Annotated in this window: 14 protein-coding genes; 8 read left to right on the plus strand and 6 right to left on the minus strand. The window is 70.7% G+C overall.

Going from position 1 to position 17308, the window contains the following annotated elements; genetic code table 11:
* The first annotated feature begins 34 nt into the window (after positions 1-34).
* Positions 35-508: a hypothetical protein gene (locus VIL76_RS13025; protein ID WP_332045459.1), complete on the plus strand. Its 474-nt coding sequence runs from the start codon at positions 35-37 to the stop codon at positions 506-508.
* A gap of 104 nt (positions 509-612) precedes the next feature.
* On the opposite strand, the gene VIL76_RS13030 is transcribed toward VIL76_RS13025, so the two are convergent.
* Positions 613-747, minus strand: coding sequence for a hypothetical protein (locus tag VIL76_RS13030; protein WP_332045460.1), 135 nt, complete (start codon positions 745-747; stop codon positions 613-615).
* Positions 748-941: 194 nt separating this feature from the next.
* On the opposite strand from VIL76_RS13030, the gene VIL76_RS13035 reads away from it, so the two are divergent.
* Together VIL76_RS13035 and recQ are read left to right on the plus strand one after the other, a co-directional pair.
* The gene (locus VIL76_RS13035; RefSeq protein WP_332045461.1) at positions 942-2681 is read left to right on the plus strand and encodes an N-acyl-D-amino-acid deacylase family protein; all 1740 of its coding nucleotides are present in this window, start codon (positions 942-944) and stop codon (positions 2679-2681) included.
* A 134-nt stretch (positions 2682-2815) separates the two neighbouring features.
* Positions 2816-5128, plus strand: a complete 2313-nt coding sequence (recQ, locus tag VIL76_RS13040) for a DNA helicase RecQ (protein ID WP_332045462.1) — start codon at positions 2816-2818, stop codon at positions 5126-5128.
* Between the two features lie 29 nt (positions 5129-5157).
* Here the strand turns inward: recQ and VIL76_RS13045 are convergent, their stop codons facing one another.
* Positions 5158-6297 (minus strand): acyl-CoA dehydrogenase family protein, encoded by a 1140-nt coding sequence (locus tag VIL76_RS13045; RefSeq protein WP_332045463.1) that lies wholly within the window; start codon positions 6295-6297, stop codon positions 5158-5160.
* Positions 6298-6446: 149 nt separating this feature from the next.
* Between VIL76_RS13045 and VIL76_RS13050 the strand changes: the two genes are divergently transcribed.
* Positions 6447-7139 (plus strand): helix-turn-helix domain-containing protein, encoded by a 693-nt coding sequence (locus tag VIL76_RS13050; protein WP_332045464.1) that lies wholly within the window; start codon positions 6447-6449, stop codon positions 7137-7139.
* On the opposite strand, the gene VIL76_RS13055 is transcribed toward VIL76_RS13050, so the two are convergent.
* The 3 genes from VIL76_RS13055 to recF form a co-directional block, all read right to left on the minus strand.
* A complete protein-coding gene (locus tag VIL76_RS13055; protein WP_332045465.1) occupies positions 7136-7471 on the minus strand; it encodes a TfoX/Sxy family protein in 336 nt (111 codons plus the stop codon). The two genes, VIL76_RS13050 and VIL76_RS13055, sit on opposite strands and share 4 nt — an antisense overlap.
* A gap of 4 nt (positions 7472-7475) precedes the next feature.
* Positions 7476-9914: a DNA topoisomerase (ATP-hydrolyzing) subunit B gene (gene gyrB / locus VIL76_RS13060; protein WP_332045466.1), complete on the minus strand. Its 2439-nt coding sequence runs from the start codon at positions 9912-9914 to the stop codon at positions 7476-7478.
* 186 nt (positions 9915-10100) lie between these two features.
* The gene (gene recF, locus VIL76_RS13065) at positions 10101-11246 is read right to left on the minus strand and encodes a DNA replication/repair protein RecF (RefSeq protein ID WP_332045467.1); all 1146 of its coding nucleotides are present in this window, start codon (positions 11244-11246) and stop codon (positions 10101-10103) included.
* A gap of 118 nt (positions 11247-11364) precedes the next feature.
* Here recF and VIL76_RS13070 point away from each other — a divergent pair, with 118 nt between their 5' ends.
* Genes VIL76_RS13070 through VIL76_RS13085 form a run of 4 tightly spaced genes read left to right on the plus strand, consistent with a single transcriptional unit; the run spans position 11365 to position 16476 of the window.
* A complete protein-coding gene (locus tag VIL76_RS13070; protein ID WP_332045468.1) occupies positions 11365-12177 on the plus strand; it encodes an isocitrate lyase/phosphoenolpyruvate mutase family protein in 813 nt (270 codons plus the stop codon).
* A 48-nt stretch (positions 12178-12225) separates the two neighbouring features.
* Positions 12226-12618, plus strand: coding sequence for a hypothetical protein (locus tag VIL76_RS13075; protein ID WP_332045469.1), 393 nt, complete (start codon positions 12226-12228; stop codon positions 12616-12618).
* A 52-nt stretch (positions 12619-12670) separates the two neighbouring features.
* Positions 12671-15556 carry a DNA polymerase I gene (polA, locus tag VIL76_RS13080; protein ID WP_332045470.1) on the plus strand — a complete coding sequence of 962 codons (2886 nt, stop codon included), beginning with the start codon at positions 12671-12673 and terminating at the stop codon, positions 15554-15556.
* Between the two features lie 41 nt (positions 15557-15597).
* Positions 15598-16476: a DUF1206 domain-containing protein gene (locus VIL76_RS13085; protein WP_332045471.1), complete on the plus strand. Its 879-nt coding sequence runs from the start codon at positions 15598-15600 to the stop codon at positions 16474-16476.
* Here the strand turns inward: VIL76_RS13085 and VIL76_RS13090 are convergent.
* Positions 16473-17258, minus strand: coding sequence for a metallophosphoesterase family protein (locus VIL76_RS13090; protein WP_332045472.1), 786 nt, complete (start codon positions 17256-17258; stop codon positions 16473-16475). The two genes, VIL76_RS13085 and VIL76_RS13090, sit on opposite strands and share 4 nt — an antisense overlap.
* Positions 17259-17308 lie beyond the last annotated feature (50 nt).

Genomic DNA, 17308 nt, shown 5'->3' on the forward strand with positions numbered 1-17308 from the left:
AGCGTGATTTGGCCGAAGACGGAGACCCCCCGACATGCGAGCAGTCCTGGCCCTATCCGCCCTGGCGCTGGCCGCCTGCAGCCCGCGAACTCCGCAGGGGGCCGCCGCGCCGGCGCCTGCGGAGGCGCCGCCCGTCGCGGTGAAGACCGTCGCCCCCGGGGAGGCCCGCGCGATCGGCAGCACCGACTTCTCGCAGCCGATGCTGGCGCGCGGCAACGAGCCCTTCTGGGCGGTGCGGATGGACGGCGTGAAGCTGACCCTGCAGCGGCCGGAGCAGCCGGAGCTGGTGTTCGAGGCGCCAGGGGCCACCATCTCGCCCGGCAAGGGCGTCTGGCAGGCCAGGTCCGCCGACGGCCAGACGCTCTCGCTGACGCTCTACGGCAGCGAGTGCAATGACGGGATGAGCGACATCCGCTATCCCCTGGTGGCGGAGGTGGAGTTTGCGGGGGAGACGCTGCGCGGCTGCGCAGCCAAGCAGGCGGACCTCGCCCGCGAGCGGCCGCGCTAAAGCACGATGGCGTCAGGCGGAGCCTGACGGCTGAATCGAGCTTTAGAACTTTGAAGTGGAGCGCATCGCGGGCGCAAAAGTGGGACCACTTTTGCTCGACGCGCTCAGCCGCGGCCGACCGTAAGGGTCTCGATCTGGGACTGCGCAGACGCCGAGGCGCCCTGGTTGGGCACCGGGAGCATGAGCCCCAGGGCGATCGCTGCGGCCGCCGCTACGGCCAGGTACATCTTGAGCGGCATGACGGGGTCCCTCAACCTTGTCAGCACAGACGCCACATTTACGCCTGACGGGTTAATGGGCCCGGAACCAACAAGCTGAATAATCAGTGAGTTCCTCCGGTAGAGCTTCAACGGCCCTTGACCATCCCGCGACGGCGGGCGGCTAATGTCGGCCACGGAAAAGACCGCCGTTCAACGGCGCCCGGGAGGACGCGATGGAGAAGGCCTACGACCTGGTGATCCGGGGCGGGACCGTCGTTGACGGTACCGGCGCTGCGGCCTTCGAGGCCGACGTGGCGGTGAAGGATGGGCTGATCGCGGCGGCGGGCAGGATCGCAGGCTCAGGGGCGGAAGAGATCGACGCGCGCGGGCTCGTGGTGACGCCCGGCTTCGTCGACGTCCACACCCACTACGACGGCCAGGCGACGTGGGATGAGCGGATGCAGCCCTCGTCGTGGCACGGCGTCACGACGGTGGTGATGGGCAACTGCGGCGTGGGCTTCGCCCCCTGCAGGCCGGACGACCACGACCGGCTGATCCGCCTGATGGAGGGCGTCGAGGACATCCCCTTCCCGGTGCTCGCCGACGGCCTGCCGTGGAACTGGGAGAGCTATCCGGAATACGTGGAGCAGTTGGCGAAGCGGCGGTTCGACGTGGACGTGGGCAGCATGCTGCCGCACGCGGCGCTGCGGGTCTTCGTCATGGGTCAGCGCGGCGTGGACCGCGAGCCGGCGACGGAGGCCGACGTCGACGCGATGGCGGCGATCGCCAGGCGGGCGATGGAGGCCGGCGCCATCGGCTTCGGCACCTCGCGCACCCTGAACCACCGCTCGTCGGACGGCTCGCCGATCGCCACCCTGACGGCGGGCGAGGACGAACTGACCGGCATCGCGCTGGGCATGGCCGCGGCGGGCCGCGGCGTCCTGCAGTTCGTCTCCGACTTCAACGATCCCGAGGCCGAGTTCGACATGCTGCAGCGGCTGGTGGAGCGCTCGGGGCGGCCGCTGTCGTTCAGCCTGCTGCAGAGCCCGCGCCATCCGGAGCAGTACCGCTATTTGCTGGACCGGCTGTCGGCGGCGAAGGCCAGGGGGCTGGAGATGCGCGCCCAGGTGGCGACCCGGCCGGTGGGGGTGCTGTTCGGCCTGGAGCTGACGGCGAACCCGTTCAGCTCCCACCCGAGCTATAGGGCCATCAAGGACCTGCCGCTGGACGAGCGCGTGGCGCGGCTGCGCGATCCGGAGTTCCGGGCGCGGCTGCTGGCCGAGGAAGCCGAGAGCGCCCGCGCGCCGGGCCTGTCGCCGATGCGCTCCTGGGAGCGGATCTACCTGATGGGCGAGGAGCCGGACTACGAGCCCACGGCGGAGACCTCCATCGCGGCCATGGCGCAGCGCGAGGGACGAGATGTGTACGAGATCGCGCTCGACCACATGCTGACCAAGGACGGTCGCGGGATGCTCTACCTGCCGCTGCTGAACTACGCCGACTACAGCCTCGAGCCCGCCTACGAGATGCTGCAGCACGAGTGCGTGGTGCCGGGGCTGTCCGACGGCGGGGCGCACGTGGGCATGATCTGCGACGGCAGCTTCCCGACCACCAACATTGTCCACTGGACCCGCGACCGTACGCGGGGCCCGAAGATCCCGCTGGAGCGGATGGTCAAGGCCCAGTGCCGCGACACCGCCGAGACGGTGGGCCTCTACGACCGCGGCCTGCTGTCGCCGGGCTACCGCGCCGACATCAACGTCATCGACTACGACCGGCTGACCCTGAAGGCCCCCCAAGTCGCGTACGATCTGCCGTCCGGCGGCCGGCGCTTGATCCAGCGCGCCGACGGCTACCGCGCCACGATCGTCGCCGGCGAAGTCACCTACCGCGACGGCGAGCCCACGGGCGCGTTGCCGGGGCGGCTCCTGCGCGGCGCCCAGCCAGAACCGGCGGCCATGGCAGCCGAGTAGGCGCCCGATTTCCCTCCCCGTCCGGGGAGGGACAGCTCGCCGAAGGCGAGCCGGGTGAGGAAGTGCGGGCCGGAGCGCGGCGCGCTGAGGCCGAGACTTGCTTTAAGAACAAACGTGGAACATCGTCCCTGCTCATGCGGCCCGAGACCGCCCGCGCGCGTGAGCTTCGCCGGAACATGAGCGAACCGGAGGTGATCCTCTGGTCGAGGCTGCGACGCCTCCGGGAACAGGGCTACGTCTTCCATCGGCAGCGGCCGCACCGAGGCTATTTCCTGGACTTCGTCTGCCCTTCCCGCGGCCTCGTGGTCGAGGTGGACGGGAGCCAACATGGCGACGACTTACAATCCGAGCACGACTTCGTGCGCGACAGGATCCTGGCGCGTGACGGCTATCGCGTGCTCCGCGTGTGGGCGGGCGACGTGCGAACGAACCTCCACGGCGTCATGGATCGTGTGTTCTCCGCGCTAGATGCGCCTGCGCCTGAACCACCCTTCCTCACCCAGGCCGCTGCGCGGCCTGCCCCTCCCCAGGAGGGGAGGGAAAGACGCATCGCAATCGCCCCGATTCCCCGCCATAACCGGCGCATGTCCCCCGCCGTCGCCGAGTCCCATCTCCAGCCCCTCGACGCTGCCCGCGACATCCTGCGGCGCACCTTCGGGCACCAGGAGTTCCGGGGGCTGCAGGGCGACGTGATCGCCGAGGTGCTGGCGGGGCGCAGCGCCATGGCGGTGCTGCCCACGGGCGGCGGCAAGAGCCTGTGCTACCAGATCCCCAGCCTGATGCGGCCCGGGCTCGGGCTGGTGGTCTCGCCGCTGATCGCGCTGATGGCCGACCAGGTGGCGGCGATGGTGCAGTCGGGCGTGGCGGCGGCCAGGCTGGATTCCAACATCGACCCTTCGGAAAAGGCCGAGACCTGGCGGCGGATCGAGGCCGGCGAGCTCGACCTGCTCTACATCTCGCCGGAAGGGCTGATGCAGCCCTGGATGATGGAGCGGCTGTCGCGCACGCCGCTGGCGCTCATCGCCATCGACGAGGCCCACTGCGTGAGCCAGTGGGGTCACGACTTCCGCCCCGAATACCGGATGCTCGGGCGGCTGGCGGAGTTGTTCCCCACCGTGCCGCGGCTGGCGGTGACCGCCACGGCCGACGCCCGGACCCGGGAGGACATCCGCGCCGAGCTGAAGCTGGAGACGTCCAGGGAGTTCGTGGCGAGCTTCGCGCGGCCCGAGCTGATCCTGTCGGCCGAGCGCAAGCGAGGCTCGAAGGAGAAGCGGGTGGTGGAGCTGGTGACGGCCCGGCCGAACCGCTCCGGCGTGGTCTATTCCGGCTCGCGCGACGGCACGGAGAAGCTCGCCCAGGCGCTGCGCGACGCCGGCGTGCCAGCGCTGGCCTACCATGCCGGCCTGGAGCGGCGGCTGCGCACCGAGCGGCTGGAGGAATTCCTGGAGGCCGACGCCGCGGTGATGGTGGCGACCATCGCCTTCGGCATGGGCGTCGACAAGCCGGACGTCCGCTTCGTGATCCACGCCGACCCCCCGTCTTCCATCGAGGCCTACTGGCAGGAGATCGGCCGGGCGGGCCGCGACGGCGACCCGGCCGAGGGGATCACCCTCTACGGCGGCGCCGACATGAGCTGGGCGCTGCGCCGCATCGCCGAGCGCGAGATGGACGAGGCGGTCAAGCAGGTGCAGGTCCGCAAGGTGCGCCAGCTCTACACCCTGCTGGACGGCACCGGCTGCCGCGCTGCGGCCGTGCGGCGCTACTTCGGCGAAGAGGGCGTGGAGGCCTGTGGCCAGTGCGACCTGTGCCTGGGGAAGGTGGCGACGGTGGACGCCACCGAGGCCGCGCAGAAGGCGCTCTCGGCGGCGCACCGGCTGGGCGGGCGGTTCGGGCGCGGACGGCTCGTCGACCACCTGCTGGGCAAGACCAAGGACCCGAGCGACTTCGAGACGTCCCTGTCCACCTGGGGCATCGGTGCGGAGCTGTCGGCGGCGCAGTGGCGCGACCTCACCGAGCAGCTCTTGTTCGAAGGGCTCCTGAAGGAGGACCCCAACGACGGCCGGCCGCTGGTGGGCATCGGCGAGGCGGACGCCGTGCGCGCGGTGTTCCGCGGCGAGCGGCGGATCGCCATGCGCAAGCCGGCGGAGGGGTACGACCCGAGCACCCGCTCCGGCCGGCCGCGCAAGCGCACCCGCGAGGCCATGGCCACCCTTTCGCCACACGACCAGCCGCTGTTCGAGGCGCTGCGCGCCTGGCGGTCGCGCGAGGCCAAGGCCCAGCACGTGCCGCCGTACGTGATCTTCCACGACCGCACGCTGGCGGAGATCGCCGGCGCCCGGCCCGGGACCCGCGCCGCCCTGGAGCGGCTGAACGGCGTAGGCGAAGCCAAGCTCGCCCACTACGGCGAGGCTGTGCTGGAGGTCGTGCGCGGGTTCGACAATCCCTAAGAGCGCCCCGCCACGATCGTCGACACGGCTCAGCCGTCGATGTGGAGGCCGAGCGCCAAGCGGCCGGCGTAGCGGAGCTGGGGCTTTTCCTGCAGCGGGTGGAAGCGGGCGGCCTGCACGTCACGGAACGCCCGCTCGAGGCCGAGCGCCCGGTAGAAGGCGGCGCCGCCGGCGACCTCCATGGCCTTCTCGACTGTACGGATCGCGGACTGGGCGGCCAGGGTGCGGCCGATCATGGTGCGGTTGGTGGTCTCCGGTCCGGGCGTTGCGGTCTCGGCGGTGGAGATCATCTCCGCGACGGCCATGCGAGCGGCTGCGAAGGCGTTCTCCATCTCGCCGACCAAGAGGGTGAGCGCCTCCTCCGGCGCCTTCTTTCGGGCGACCTCCAACGCCTTGCCGCGGGCGTACTCAGCGACGCCGAGATAGGCCGAGTAGATGATCGGGAAGGCGATCATGCTGATGGCGTGGAACAGGGGGTGCCACTTGCCTTGCGGACGGCGGCCGGCGATGGCCGCGTCGGGCACGAAGACGCCGGTGAACTCGACGTCGTTGGAGCCGGTGCCGCGCATGCCCAGGGTCCGCCAGGTGTCGTGGATCTTCACGCCCTCGGCCTTCAGCGAGGCGGCGAAGTGCAGGACCGTCGGGCCGGACTCGGGGTCGTCGTAGACCGCACTCGTCGACAGCAGGTCGCCGGCAGGCGAGCCCGACGAGAAGATCTTCCGCGCGGTGACGCGGAAGCCGCCCTCGACCTTCTCCGCGGCGCCGGCGCTTTGCAGCCAGTCCGAGCCGCCGGAGGAGACCAGCACCAGGTCCTCGGCCGTCACGCGCTTCAGCAGGCCCTCGGTCGGCGCGCCCTCGTTGGCGCGGCGCCAGACGGCAAGCGCTACGATGTGGGTATGCATGGCGAAGGCGAGGCCCGTGGAGCCGCAGGCGCGGGCCAGGGTGCGCACCACGCTGCAGATTTCGGCATAAGAGGCGCCGCCGCCGCCCAGCTCGGTGGGGACGTGGGCCTTGAAGAAGCCCTGGGCTTTTAGGAGGTCGTATGCGTCGGCGACGAAGCTGTCGTCGGCGTCGTGCAGCGGCGCGGCGAGCGCGATCTTGGCGGCAATCGCCTCGGCGGCGGCGGTCCAGTCGGTGGGGCGGGTCAAGGTCATGGCGTCGTCGGTCATGGTGGTGGTCCTCATTCGTTGAGGCCTGATCCCATGGCGACCACGGTTCTTCCAGTTCAGCAACTGAATCGCGGCGGTACAGGAACTGAACTAGGCGAACACCGGTCGGCGGGTTTAGGACTTCTGAGCAAGCTCGAAGGAGATGCGCGATGGCGCAAGGCGGCTACGCCCAGTTCTGCCCCGTGGCCATGGCGGCCGAGGTGCTCTGCAGCCGGTGGACGATCGTGCTCCTGCGCGAGCTGATCTTCGGCACGACCCGGTTCAACGACCTCCGCCGCGGCCTGCCCCGGATGTCGCCGGCCCTGCTCTCGCAGCGGCTGAAGGAGCTGGAGGCGGCCGGCGTGATCCGCCGCACCGCCGGGCCCGGCAACAGTTCGGAATACCGCCTGACCGCGGCCGGCGAGGAGCTGCGGCCCATCGTCGAGGCCATGGGCATGTGGGGCCAGCGCTGGATCGATTCCGACCTCTCGCTGCAGCACCTCGATGCGCAGCTCCTGATGTGGGACATGCGCCGGCGGCTGAACCTCGATCCTATGCCCCGGCGGCGCAGCGTGATCCAGTTCCAGTACCCGGAGCGGCCGGCGACGGAGCGGTGCTGGTGGCTGGTGGTCGAGCCGGGCGAGGCGGTGGACCTCTGCAGCGTGGATCCCGGCTTCGACGTGGACCTCTACGTCTCCAGCGACCTGCGGACCATGACCGCCATCTGGATGGGCTATGACACGTTGCGCGGCGCGATCGCCAGCGAACGGCTGACGCTGATCGGCGACCGCGAGCTGGCGTCGAACATGCAGGCCTGGCTGGGCCTGTCGACGCTGGCGCCGGTGGAGCGGATGGCCTCCTAGGCCTTCTTGCGCTGCGCGGCGGCGAGCGCGCGGCCGACCCATTCGCGGGCGGCGTCGGGGTCCTCCAGCACCTCCTCGGGCGCCTGGCGGTAGCTCATCGGCGCCTCGCGGCCGTTGCGGTCGCGGTAGATGAAGGGCTCCAGCCCGCGTTCCTCGAACTCCGCCGCCGTCGCGTCGTCGGCCTTCAGGTAGAGCGCGTCGTCCAGCACCAGGGCGAACATCAGGTCGTGGGAATAGACGCCGGCGCCGCCGAACATCCGGCGCGTGCGGTAGCCCGGCACGAAGTGGAGGATGTCGGCCAGCGCGTCGAGGAAGCCCGCGCTGACCGGCATCACCCTAAACGTCGACCTCGGCGTCCAGGGCGTTCTCCTGGATGAACTCGCGCCGCGGCTCGACGAGGTCGCCCATCAGGCGGGTGAACATGTCGTCGGCGTCGTCCGCGTGGTTGACCCTCACCTGCAGGAGGGTGCGGGCCTCCTTGTCGAGCGTGGTCTCCCAGAGCTGGTCCGGGTTCATCTCGCCCAGGCCCTTGTAGCGCTGGATCTTCAGGCCCTGGCGGCCGGCGTCCATGACGGCGTTCATCAGGTCGATGGGGCCGCGCACGGTGGTGGTCTTGTCGCGCCGGGTGAAGGTCGCCGGCCCGGAGAACACCGTGGCGAGGTCCTTGGCCCGCTCGGCCAGGCGCCGGGCGTCGGCCGCGTGCAGCAGGAGGTCGTCGAGGACCACCCGTTCGGAGACGCCGCGCCTCACCCGGGTGAACACGTAGCCGCCGAACTCGCCCTTCTCGCCGGTCCAGGCGCCGTCGCCCTCCTCGGCGTAGAGGTCGAGGCGCCGCGCCGCCGCGGCCGGGTCGCCGCCCGCCTCGACGAAGAGGCCGGCCAGCGCCGCCTGCTCGATGGCGAACGCCGGCGCGCGAGCGGCGAGCCGCTCGACGTTGGCCTTGGCGCCGCGGGCGGTCTGCACGAGGCCCAGCAGGTCCTTGCCGGTGAGCCGCTCACCCGAGGCGAGGTCGAGCGTCGCCCCGTCGATGCCTTCGTCGATCAGGAAGGTCTCGAGCTCGGCGTCGTCCTTCAGGTAGCGCGAGGACTTGCCCTTGGCGGCCTTATAGAGCGGCGGCTGGGCGATATAGAGGTAGCCGCGCTCGATCACCTCCGGCATCTGCCGGTAGAAGAAGGTCAGGAGCAGCGTCCGGATGTGCGCCCCGTCCACGTCGGCGTCCGTCATGATGACGATCTTGTGGTAGCGCAACTTCTCGATGTCGAAGTCGTCGCGGCCGATGCCGGCCCCGAGCGCGGTGATCAGCGTGCCGACCTGATCCGACGACAGCATCTTGTCGAAGCGAGCGCGCTCCACATTGAGAATCTTGCCGCGGAGCGGAAGGATCGCCTGGTTCTCGCGGTTGCGCGCCTGCTTGGCCGAGCCGCCGGCGGAATCGCCCTCCACCAGGAAGATCTCGGACTTGGCCGGATCCTTCTCCTGGCAGTCGGCGAGCTTGCCGGGCAGGGAGGTGATGTCGAGCGCCGACTTGCGGCGGGTGAGCTCACGCGCCTTGCGGGCGGCCTCGCGCGCCGCGGCGGCCTCGGCGATCTTCTGGACGATGTGGCGGGCTTCGGTGGGGTGCTCCTCGAACCAGGTCGCCAGCCCCTCCTGCACCAGGCCTTCCACGGCCGGGCGGACTTCGGAGGAGACCAGCTTGTCCTTGGTCTGTGACGAGAACTTCGGGTCCGGCACCTTCACCGAGAGCACGCAGGTCAGGCCCTCGCGCGCGTCCTCGCCGGAGACGGAGACCTTCTCGCGCTTCGCCGCGCCGGAGCTCTCGGCGTAGTTGGTGATGATCCGCGTCAGCGCCGAGCGGAAGGCGGCGAGGTGCGTGCCCCCATCCCGCTGCGGGATGTTGTTCGTGAAGCAGAGCACGTTCTCGTGGTAGCCGTCGTTCCACCACAGCGACAGGTCGATCTCGACGGTGTCGCGGCGGCCGCGGATGACGATCGGGTCCTTGATCAGCGGCGTCTTGTGGACGTCGAGGTGGCGCACGAAGGCCTCGATGCCGCCCTCGTAGTGCATCACCTCGACGAAGGGCTCGGCCTCGCGCAGGTCCTTCAGCCAGATGGTCACGCCGGAGTTCAGGAAGGCGAGCTCGCGCAGCCGGTGCTCGAGCGTCTTCCGGTCGAACTCGATGAACCGGAAGGTGTCGAGCGACGGCAGGAAGGTGACCTCGGTGCCGGTCAGGAACTCCCCGTTCTCGCGCTTCGGCGAGACGCCGGTGATCACCAGCGGCGAGACCGCGTCGCCGCGGCGGAACTCCATCTCATGGGCCTGGCCATTGCGGTGGATCTTCAGCTTCAGGAAGTCGGAAAGCGCGTTCACCACCGACACACCCACGCCGTGCAGGCCGCCGGAGACCTTGTAGGAATTCTGGTCGAACTTACCGCCGGCGTGCAGCTGGGTCATGATGACCTCGGCCGCCGAGACGCCCTCGCCCTCGTGGATGTCGGTGGGGATCCCCCGCCCGTCGTCCGTGACCGTGCAGGAGCCGTCGGCGTTGAGGATCACCTCCACCCGCGTCGCCCAGCCGGCCAGGGCCTCGTCGATAGCGTTGTCGACCACCTCGTAGACCATGTGGTGCAGGCCCGAGCCGTCGTCGGTATCGCCGATGTACATGCCCGGCCGCTTGCGCACGGCGTCCAGGCCCTTCAGGACCTTGATCGACTCCGCGCCGTAGTCGTCAGCGCCGTTGTTGCCGTTCGTCTCAGGAAGTTCGTTGTCTTCGCTCATCACGCGTCCGGTGGAGTCGAGCAGGCCGTCCGCGGCGGACGCCTTTCCCGAACTCGATGGGGTTGCTCTGGCGGCGCCGGAACGGCGCCTACGGCCAACCGGCCGAATCTCTTCCGGCAATATAGGGCCTTAACCGCTCGCGCGCACCCCCGCGCGTACGCGTACGTACGCGCGTGAGCGGAGCCGCTAGGCGAGCCGGCCGAGCTCCGCGCCTTCCACCCGCACGCCCTGGGCGCGCCCCTTCAGTTCATCGAACAGGTGCTCGTCGGTGCCGGTGAGGAAGGCCTGCAGGCGAAGCGCCAGGATCTCGTCGAACAGGGCTGCGCGGCGGCGGCGGTCCAGGTGGGCGGCGACCTCGTCGAGGAGGAGGATGGGGCTGGGCGCGTCGGGCGTGCGGGCCAGGCGGGCAGCCTGGGCGAGCACCAGGTTGAGGATCAGCGCCTTCTGCTCGCCGGTGGAGCATTCGGCCGCCGGGCGGTCCTTCTCCGCGTGGAGCACGGAGAGGTCGCCGCGGTGGGGGCCGGTGAGCGCGCGGCCGGCGGCGGCGTCGCGGTCGCGGGCCTGTTTCAGGGCGGCGGCGAGCCGGCTCTCCAGGGCGGCGAGGTCCGCGCCCTCGCCCGCCAGCTGCTCCCACTCGCCGGCGAGGCTGAGCTTCGCCTGGGGGAAAGGCCGGTCGCCGCGGCTGTCGATCTCGGCCTGCAGGGCGGCGAGCGTGCGGGCGCGGGAGGCGGCCATCAGGGCGCCGGCCTCGGCGAGGCGGGCCTCCAGGGCGTCCAGCCAGGCGGCGTCGGGAGGCTGCCCCTCATCGGTGAGCAGCCGCATCCGCTCGCGCATGGCGCGCTCGTAGGCAGTGACGTGAGCGGCGTGCAGGGGCTCCGCGGCGAACACCAGCCGGTCGAAGAAGCGCCGGCGGTCGGCCGCACCTTCCAGGAACAGCCGATCCTGGGCCGGCGTGAGCCAGACCTGGCGCAGGTGGTCGGCGAGCCGGCCGGGCGGCACGGTCTCCCCCTCCAGGCGCACGACGCGTCGCGCCGCGCCCGGCTGCTCCACGCCGGTGCCCAGCCGCGTCTCGTCCTCCCCGGCGCCCACCGTGGCGGCCACGGCCCAGGCGCGGCCGTGGCTCTCGCCCGGCAGCCGGCGGCCGACCTCCGCCAGGCTCGCGCCGCGCAGGCCCCGGCCGGGGGTGAGCAGGCTCACCGCCTCCAGCAGGTTGGTCTTCCCCGCCCCGTTCGGCCCCACGAGGAACACCGGCCCGGGCTGCAGCGCGAGCTCCGCCCGCTCGTAGGAGCGGAAGTCGGTCAACGTCAGGCGGGAAAGGGCCGCGGCGGTCACGGGCGGGTCTTAGCCGGTTTCCCGCCCCTGAGCGAAGGTGTCCGGAATCCGCGAGCGGGATGTCACAGGGCTCCCCATATGGGCGTCATAAGCTTTGCCACGAGGACGGAGGGGGCGGATGGACCAGAAGCAGAAGGCCGAGGCGTTCAAGGCGCTGCACCGAGGCGGCGAGATCCTGGTGCTGCCGAACGCCTGGGACGCGGCGAGCGCGGCGCTGATGGCGGACGCCGGCGCGAAGGCGGTGGCGACCTCTTCGGCGGCCGTCGCGTGGGCGCACGGCTACCCGGATGGCGACGCCCTGCCGACGGAGATCCTGTTCCGCGCCATCGCCGAGGCGGCGCGGGTGGTGGACGTGCCGCTGACCGCCGACATCGAGGGCGGCTACACCGACGACCTGACAGAGCTTGCCGAGACGGTCCGGCGCGTGATCGAGGCCGGCGCTGTGGGGATCAACCTGGAGGACGGCAAGCGCGACGCCGGCCTGCACGAGAGGAAGGTCGAAGCGGCGCGCAAGGCGGCGGACGCGACCGGGGTCCCGCTGTTCATCAACGCCCGGATCGACGTTTACTTGAAGGGCCTTGCCGAAGGTCAGGCCGCGTTCCGCGAGACGCTGGCGCGGGCCGAGCGCTACCAGGCGGCCGGCGCGGACGGAATCTTCGTGCCCGGCCCGTCGGACGAGGATCTGATTGGTCGTCTCGCCGGCGAGATCCGCCTGCCACTCAACATCATGGGCTGGCTTGGCGTGCCAAAGGCCGAGCGGCTGCAGGCCCTAGGCGTGCGGCGGGTGTCCTCCGCGACGAACCCCTTCCGGGCCGCCTACGCTCCGCTGATGCGGGCGGTCGAAGCGTTTCTCGCGAGCGGCGACGCGGACGCCCTCGCCCGGCTCGGCGAGGGATTCCCCAATTTCAACAAGCGTTTCACCGGCGGCTGAAACGGCGCATTCACCAAATCTTCGGCTCCGTCCGGCTATGGCTGGGCCATGGGCGTCACCATCGACCACGCAAAGCGCCGAGCCGAGTTCACGGCAGGCCCCGGGTTCTCAGGCCTCGTGTTGAGCCGCGCGATCGCGGGGATGTTCGACGAGGACCCCAGGACGGCGTCCTACGACCTGATCTTCGACCTGCGGGGAAGCGACGAGGGCGCCACCCAGGCCGGCCTGGAGCTGGTGGCGGCCGCCTACCACCGCCACGAGCGGACGCCGGGGCTCAAGCACAGCTGCTTCGTCAGCACCGACCCCAACTATCCACTCTGGGTCGCGGCGATCGGGCAGTTCTTCTCCGACCGGCAGATCAGGATCTTCGTGACGGCCGAGAACGCGCGGGCCTACCTGGACTGCGCCTTGGCCGAGCGAGACGAGGCTCCGCCGCCGTAGAGGGCCGCGCGTCGCAGGTGACCCACGCGCGCCTCGGTCCTATGTTTCCCGGATGACCGACACCCTCGACGCCGAAGCCCCGGAGACCCTGGCCGATATCCCGCGCGAGCCGACCCAGGACGGGCCGCGCATCCGCCTCTACCTGGTCGACGGGTCCGGCTTCATCTTCCGGGCTTTCCACGCCCTGCCGCCGCTGACGCGGAAGTCCGACGGGCTGCCGGTCGGCGCGGTCTCCGGCTTCTGCTCGATGATGTGGAAGCTGCTGGTCGACATGAAGACCTCGGGCGAGGCGCCGACACACCTGGCGGTGATCTTCGACCACTCGGAGAAGACGTTCCGCAACGAGCTCTACGACAAGTACAAGGCCCACCGCCCGCCGCCGCCGGAGGACCTTGTCCCGCAGTTCCCGCTGGTGCGAGAGGCGGTCCGCGCGTTCGGGGTGCCGTGCCTCGAGCTGCCCGGCTACGAGGCCGACGACCTGATCGCCGCCTATGCCTGCAAGGTCCGCGACATGGGCGGCGAGGTCATGATCGTCTCATCGGACAAGGACCTGATGCAACTCGTCGGCGACGGCGTCTTCATGCTCGACACCATGAAGAACCTGCGGATCGGACCTGAGCAGGTCGCCGATAAGTTCGGCGTTCCGCCGGAGAAGGTCGTCGATGTTCAGGCTCTCTGCGGCGATTCCGTGGACAACGTGCCCGGCGCGCCCGGCATCGGCATCAAGACCGCGGCCCAGCTGATCAACGAATACGGCGACCTCGACACGCTCCTGGCCCGGGCCGGCGAAATCAAGCAGCCGAAGCGACGCGAGACCCTGATCGAGTTCGCCGACCAGATCCGGCTGTCGCGCGAGCTGGTGAAGCTGGACTGCGACACCCCGCTGCCCTGCCCCATCGACGAACTCAAGGTGGAGGACCCGGAGCCCTCGGTCCTGGCGGAGTTCCTCGAGCGGATGGAATTCCGCACGCTCGCCCGCCGCATCGGCGACGGCAAGGCGGGCGGGCAGGCCGAGGCGCCGCTCGCCACGCCGGCGCCCGAGGCCCGCGCCAAGGCCCCGCCGCAGCACGGCGCCATCGACGTGGAAGCCTACCAGTGCGTCCGCGACATCCCGACGCTCGACGCGTGGATCGCCAAGGCCCGCGCGGCCGGGATCGTCGCCTTCGACACCGAAACCGACGCGCTGTCGGCGACCAGCGCCAACCTCTGCGGCGTGTCGCTGGCCGTGGCGCCCGGCGAGGCCTGCTACATCCCCGTCGGCCACGAGCACGAGCACGAGGCGACCGGCGGGCTGGACTTCGAGGCCAAGGAAGCCGTCGAACAGATCCCCATGGCCGAGGCCATCGCGCGGCTGAAGCCGCTGCTGGAGGACCCGTCGGTCCTGAAGGTGGCGCAGAACGGCAAGTACGACATGGCCGTCCTCTCCCGCTACGGGATCGAGGTGGGGCCGATCGAAGACACCATGCTGATCAGCTTCACGCTGGAGGGCGGCCTTCGGAAGAGCCACGGCATGGACGAGCTCTCCAAGACCTGGCTGGGCCACGAGCCGATCACGTTCAAGACGGTGGCCGGGACCGGCAAGGCGCAGAAGAGCTTCAAGCACGTCGAGTTGGGGTCGGCGACCTGCTACGCGGCCGAGGACGCCGACGTCACCCTCAGGCTCTACGAGCACCTGCGGCCGAGGCTCGCGGAACAGCGCCTGCTCACCGTCTACGAGACCCTGGAGCGGCCGCTGCCCAAGGTGCTGGTGGAGATGGAACTGGCCGGCGTGAAGGTCGACCCCGACCAGCTGCGCAAGCTCTCCAACGACTTCGCCGTGCGCATGGGCGAGCTGGAGGCCGAGGCGCACAAGCTGGCGGGCAGGCCGTTCAACCTGGGCTCGCCCAAGCAGATCGGCGAGGTGCTGTTCAAGGAGATGGGGCTGGGGTCGGGCAAGTTCACCGCCACCGGCCAGCTCTCCACCGACGCTTCCATGCTGGAGGACCTGGCCGCGCAGGGCCACGAGCTGCCGCGCGTGCTGCTCGACTGGCGTCAGCTGTCGAAGCTGAAGGGCACCTACACCGACAACCTGGTGGACGCGATCGATCCGCGGACGGGTCGGGTGCACACCTCCTACTCGCTGGCGGCGGCCACCACCGGCCGGCTCGCCTCCACCGACCCTAACCTGCAGAACATCCCGATCCGCACCGAGGAGGGCCGCAAGATCCGCCGCGCCTTCATCGCCGAGCCCGGCAATGTCCTGATCAGCGCCGACTACTCGCAGATCGAGCTTCGCCTGCTCGCCCACATCGGCGACATCCCGCAGCTGAAGGCCGCCTTCAAGGAGGGCCTGGACATCCACGCCATGACCGCCTCGGAGATGTTCGGCGTTCCGATCGAGGGCATGCCGGCGGAGACGCGCCGGCGCGCCAAGGCGATCAACTTCGGCATCGTCTACGGCATCTCCGCGTTCGGCCTGGCCAACCAGCTCGGCATCGGCCGCGACGAGGCCGGCGCCTACATCAAGACCTATTTCGAGCGCTTCCCGGGCATCCGCGCCTACATGGACCGCCAGCAGCGGCAGGTGCGCGCAGAGGCCTTCGTGACCACCATCTTCGGCCGCAAGGTCCACATCCCCGCCGCACGCGGGAAGAGCCAGGCCGAGCGCGGCTTCGCCGACCGCGCGGCGATCAACGCGCCGATCCAGGGCGCGGCCGCCGACGTGATCCGCCGGGCCATGGTGCGCATGCCGGGTGCGCTGAAGGACGCTGGCCTGAAGGCGAAGATGCTGCTTCAGGTGCACGACGAACTGGTGTTCGAGGCGCCGGAGGCGGAGGCGGAGGCGGTGATCAAGGTCGCCTGCGCGGTGATGGAGAAGGCCCACGAGCCGGCGGTGTCGCTCTCCGTGCCGCTGGTGGTCGAGGCCCGCGCCGCCGCCAACTGGGACGACGCGCACTAGGGCTTCGGAACCAGCTCCGGACAGCTTAGCTTTTGAGGCCCATGGCCGCGCCCGACTTCCTCCACCGACTGCGGGCGATCCGTCGCCTGCGCCGACGCTTCGCGCGCTGGCCATGGGCGACGCTGGCGGAGATGGCGGCGCGGGCCGGCTATGCGGCGCGCGGCGCGGTCTATGTCAGCCTGGGCGGTGTCGCGCTGATGGCCGCGGTCGGGCTCTGGCCCAAGGCCGAGGGCGCTGTGGGCGCGCTCTACGCCTGGGGCCGCTGGCCGGCCGGGATCGCGCTGCTGTGGCTGATCGGGCTCGGGCTATACGCCTTTGCCGGCTGGCGGGCGCTGCAGGCGATCTTCGACGCCGACCGGCAGGGGAAGAGCCCCAAGGCCCTGGCCTCGCGCGCCGGCCAGGCGATCAGCGGCTTCGTCTACGGGGCCCTGGCGGTGTCGGTGTTCGGCCTGCTCGACGCCATCGAGGACCTGCACGAGGCCGACGACCAGGCGGCCACCATCGCGGCCGTGCAGCAGGCGCTGGAGCTTCCCGCCGGCGGGTTGCTGGTGACGGCGGTGGGCCTGTTCGTTCTGGTTGCGGGGCTGGGCAGCATGATCCGCGCCGTCTTCGACCACTTCGGCCGCCACGTCTCCAACCACGAGGAGGGCGCGCGCTGGGCCGGGCTTGTGGCGCGGGCGGGCTACTTCGGGCGCGGCGTGGCGCTGCTGCCGGCCGGGGCCTACACGGCCAGCGCCGGCTGGCATGCCCGGGCCTCGGATGCGCGGGGGCTGGGCGGCGCCCTGCAGGAGCTCAACGACCAGCCGTACGGCAGCGTCATCCTGGCGCTGCTGGCGCTGGGGCTGATGGCGTTCGGCGCCTACGCCTTCCTGGAGGCCTGGAGCCGCAGCATCCGGCCAGAGCACGTCATCGACGGTTAGGCCAAACGCCTCACTGCGCGGGCCTGAATCAGCCGCTGCTCCTGATCCATCAGCCGCACGGCGGTGAGCAGGCCGGTGGCGTAGCAGCCGGTGTCGACGCCGAGCCGCCAGCGGGTGAGCTGCGCCTCTTCGTTGGGCGTGTGGCCGTGGACGATCACCTTCGGGTGCGGACCCTTTTCGGCGATGAACTCCTGGCGGATCCACAGGAGGTCGCGCTCCACCTGCTGGTCCAGCGGCACGCCGGGACGCACGCCAGCGTGGACGAAGGCGTAGTCGCCCACCGTCACCATCAGCTCCAGTTCGCGGAAGAAGCTCATGTGGGCCTCGGGGATCGCGGCCTTCAGCTCCTCGGCGGTCTTGGCCCAGGCGTCGTTGTCGGTGCGGGTCGGCGGCGGCTGCACGCCGTAGGAGACCAGGGTCGGTCCTCCGCCGTGCTCCATCCACTGGGCGCCGAACGGCGGGTCCTCGAGGAAGTGCAGCAGGGCCTCCTCGTGGTTGCCCTTCAGCGCACGCACCTCGAACTCAGGGTGGCCGCGCATGCCGAGCACCAGGTCGACCACACGCTTGGAGTCCGGCCCGCGGTCCAGGTAGTCCCCCAGGAAGACCAGCTTGGCGGGCTCCGCCGGCCTGACGAGCATGTAGTCCTCGGCGACTTGGCGCAGCAGGGGCTCCAGGGCGTCCAGCCGGCCGTGCACGTCGCCCACCGCATAGACCAGCCGCCCGCCGGTGGAAGGCGGGACGTCCTGCGGACGGTTACGCTTGAAGAAACGGTCGAAGAACACGGGCGGCGGCGGATCCAGACTGGCCCGGAAGATAGGCTGCGCCGGGTGGG

The sequence above is a fragment of the Phenylobacterium sp. genome, assembly GCF_036563285.1.
GTDB lineage: Bacteria > Pseudomonadota > Alphaproteobacteria > Caulobacterales > Caulobacteraceae > Phenylobacterium.

Bases quoted from the DNA above. Each gene is read 5' to 3' on its own strand.
- VIL76_RS13085 (WP_332045471.1), top strand. From the start codon at position 15,598: ATGGCCGCGCCCGACTTCCTCCACCGACTGCGGGCGATCCGTCGCCTG.
- VIL76_RS13070 (WP_332045468.1), top strand. From the start codon at position 11,365: ATGGACCAGAAGCAGAAGGCCGAGGCGTTCAAGGCGCTGCACCGAGGC.
- polA (WP_332045470.1), top strand. From the start codon at position 12,671: ATGACCGACACCCTCGACGCCGAAGCCCCGGAGACCCTGGCCGATATC.
- recQ (WP_332045462.1), top strand. From the start codon at position 2,816: ATGCGGCCCGAGACCGCCCGCGCGCGTGAGCTTCGCCGGAACATGAGC.
- VIL76_RS13035 (WP_332045461.1), top strand. From the start codon at position 942: ATGGAGAAGGCCTACGACCTGGTGATCCGGGGCGGGACCGTCGTTGAC.
- VIL76_RS13050 (WP_332045464.1), top strand. From the start codon at position 6,447: ATGGCGCAAGGCGGCTACGCCCAGTTCTGCCCCGTGGCCATGGCGGCC.
- gyrB (WP_332045466.1), bottom strand. From the start codon at position 9,914: ATGAGCGAAGACAACGAACTTCCTGAGACGAACGGCAACAACGGCGCT.
- VIL76_RS13045 (WP_332045463.1), bottom strand. From the start codon at position 6,297: ATGACCGACGACGCCATGACCTTGACCCGCCCCACCGACTGGACCGCC.
- VIL76_RS13025 (WP_332045459.1), top strand. From the start codon at position 35: ATGCGAGCAGTCCTGGCCCTATCCGCCCTGGCGCTGGCCGCCTGCAGC.
- VIL76_RS13075 (WP_332045469.1), top strand. From the start codon at position 12,226: ATGGGCGTCACCATCGACCACGCAAAGCGCCGAGCCGAGTTCACGGCA.
- VIL76_RS13030 (WP_332045460.1), bottom strand. From the start codon at position 747: ATGCCGCTCAAGATGTACCTGGCCGTAGCGGCGGCCGCAGCGATCGCC.
- VIL76_RS13055 (WP_332045465.1), bottom strand. From the start codon at position 7,471: ATGCCGGTCAGCGCGGGCTTCCTCGACGCGCTGGCCGACATCCTCCAC.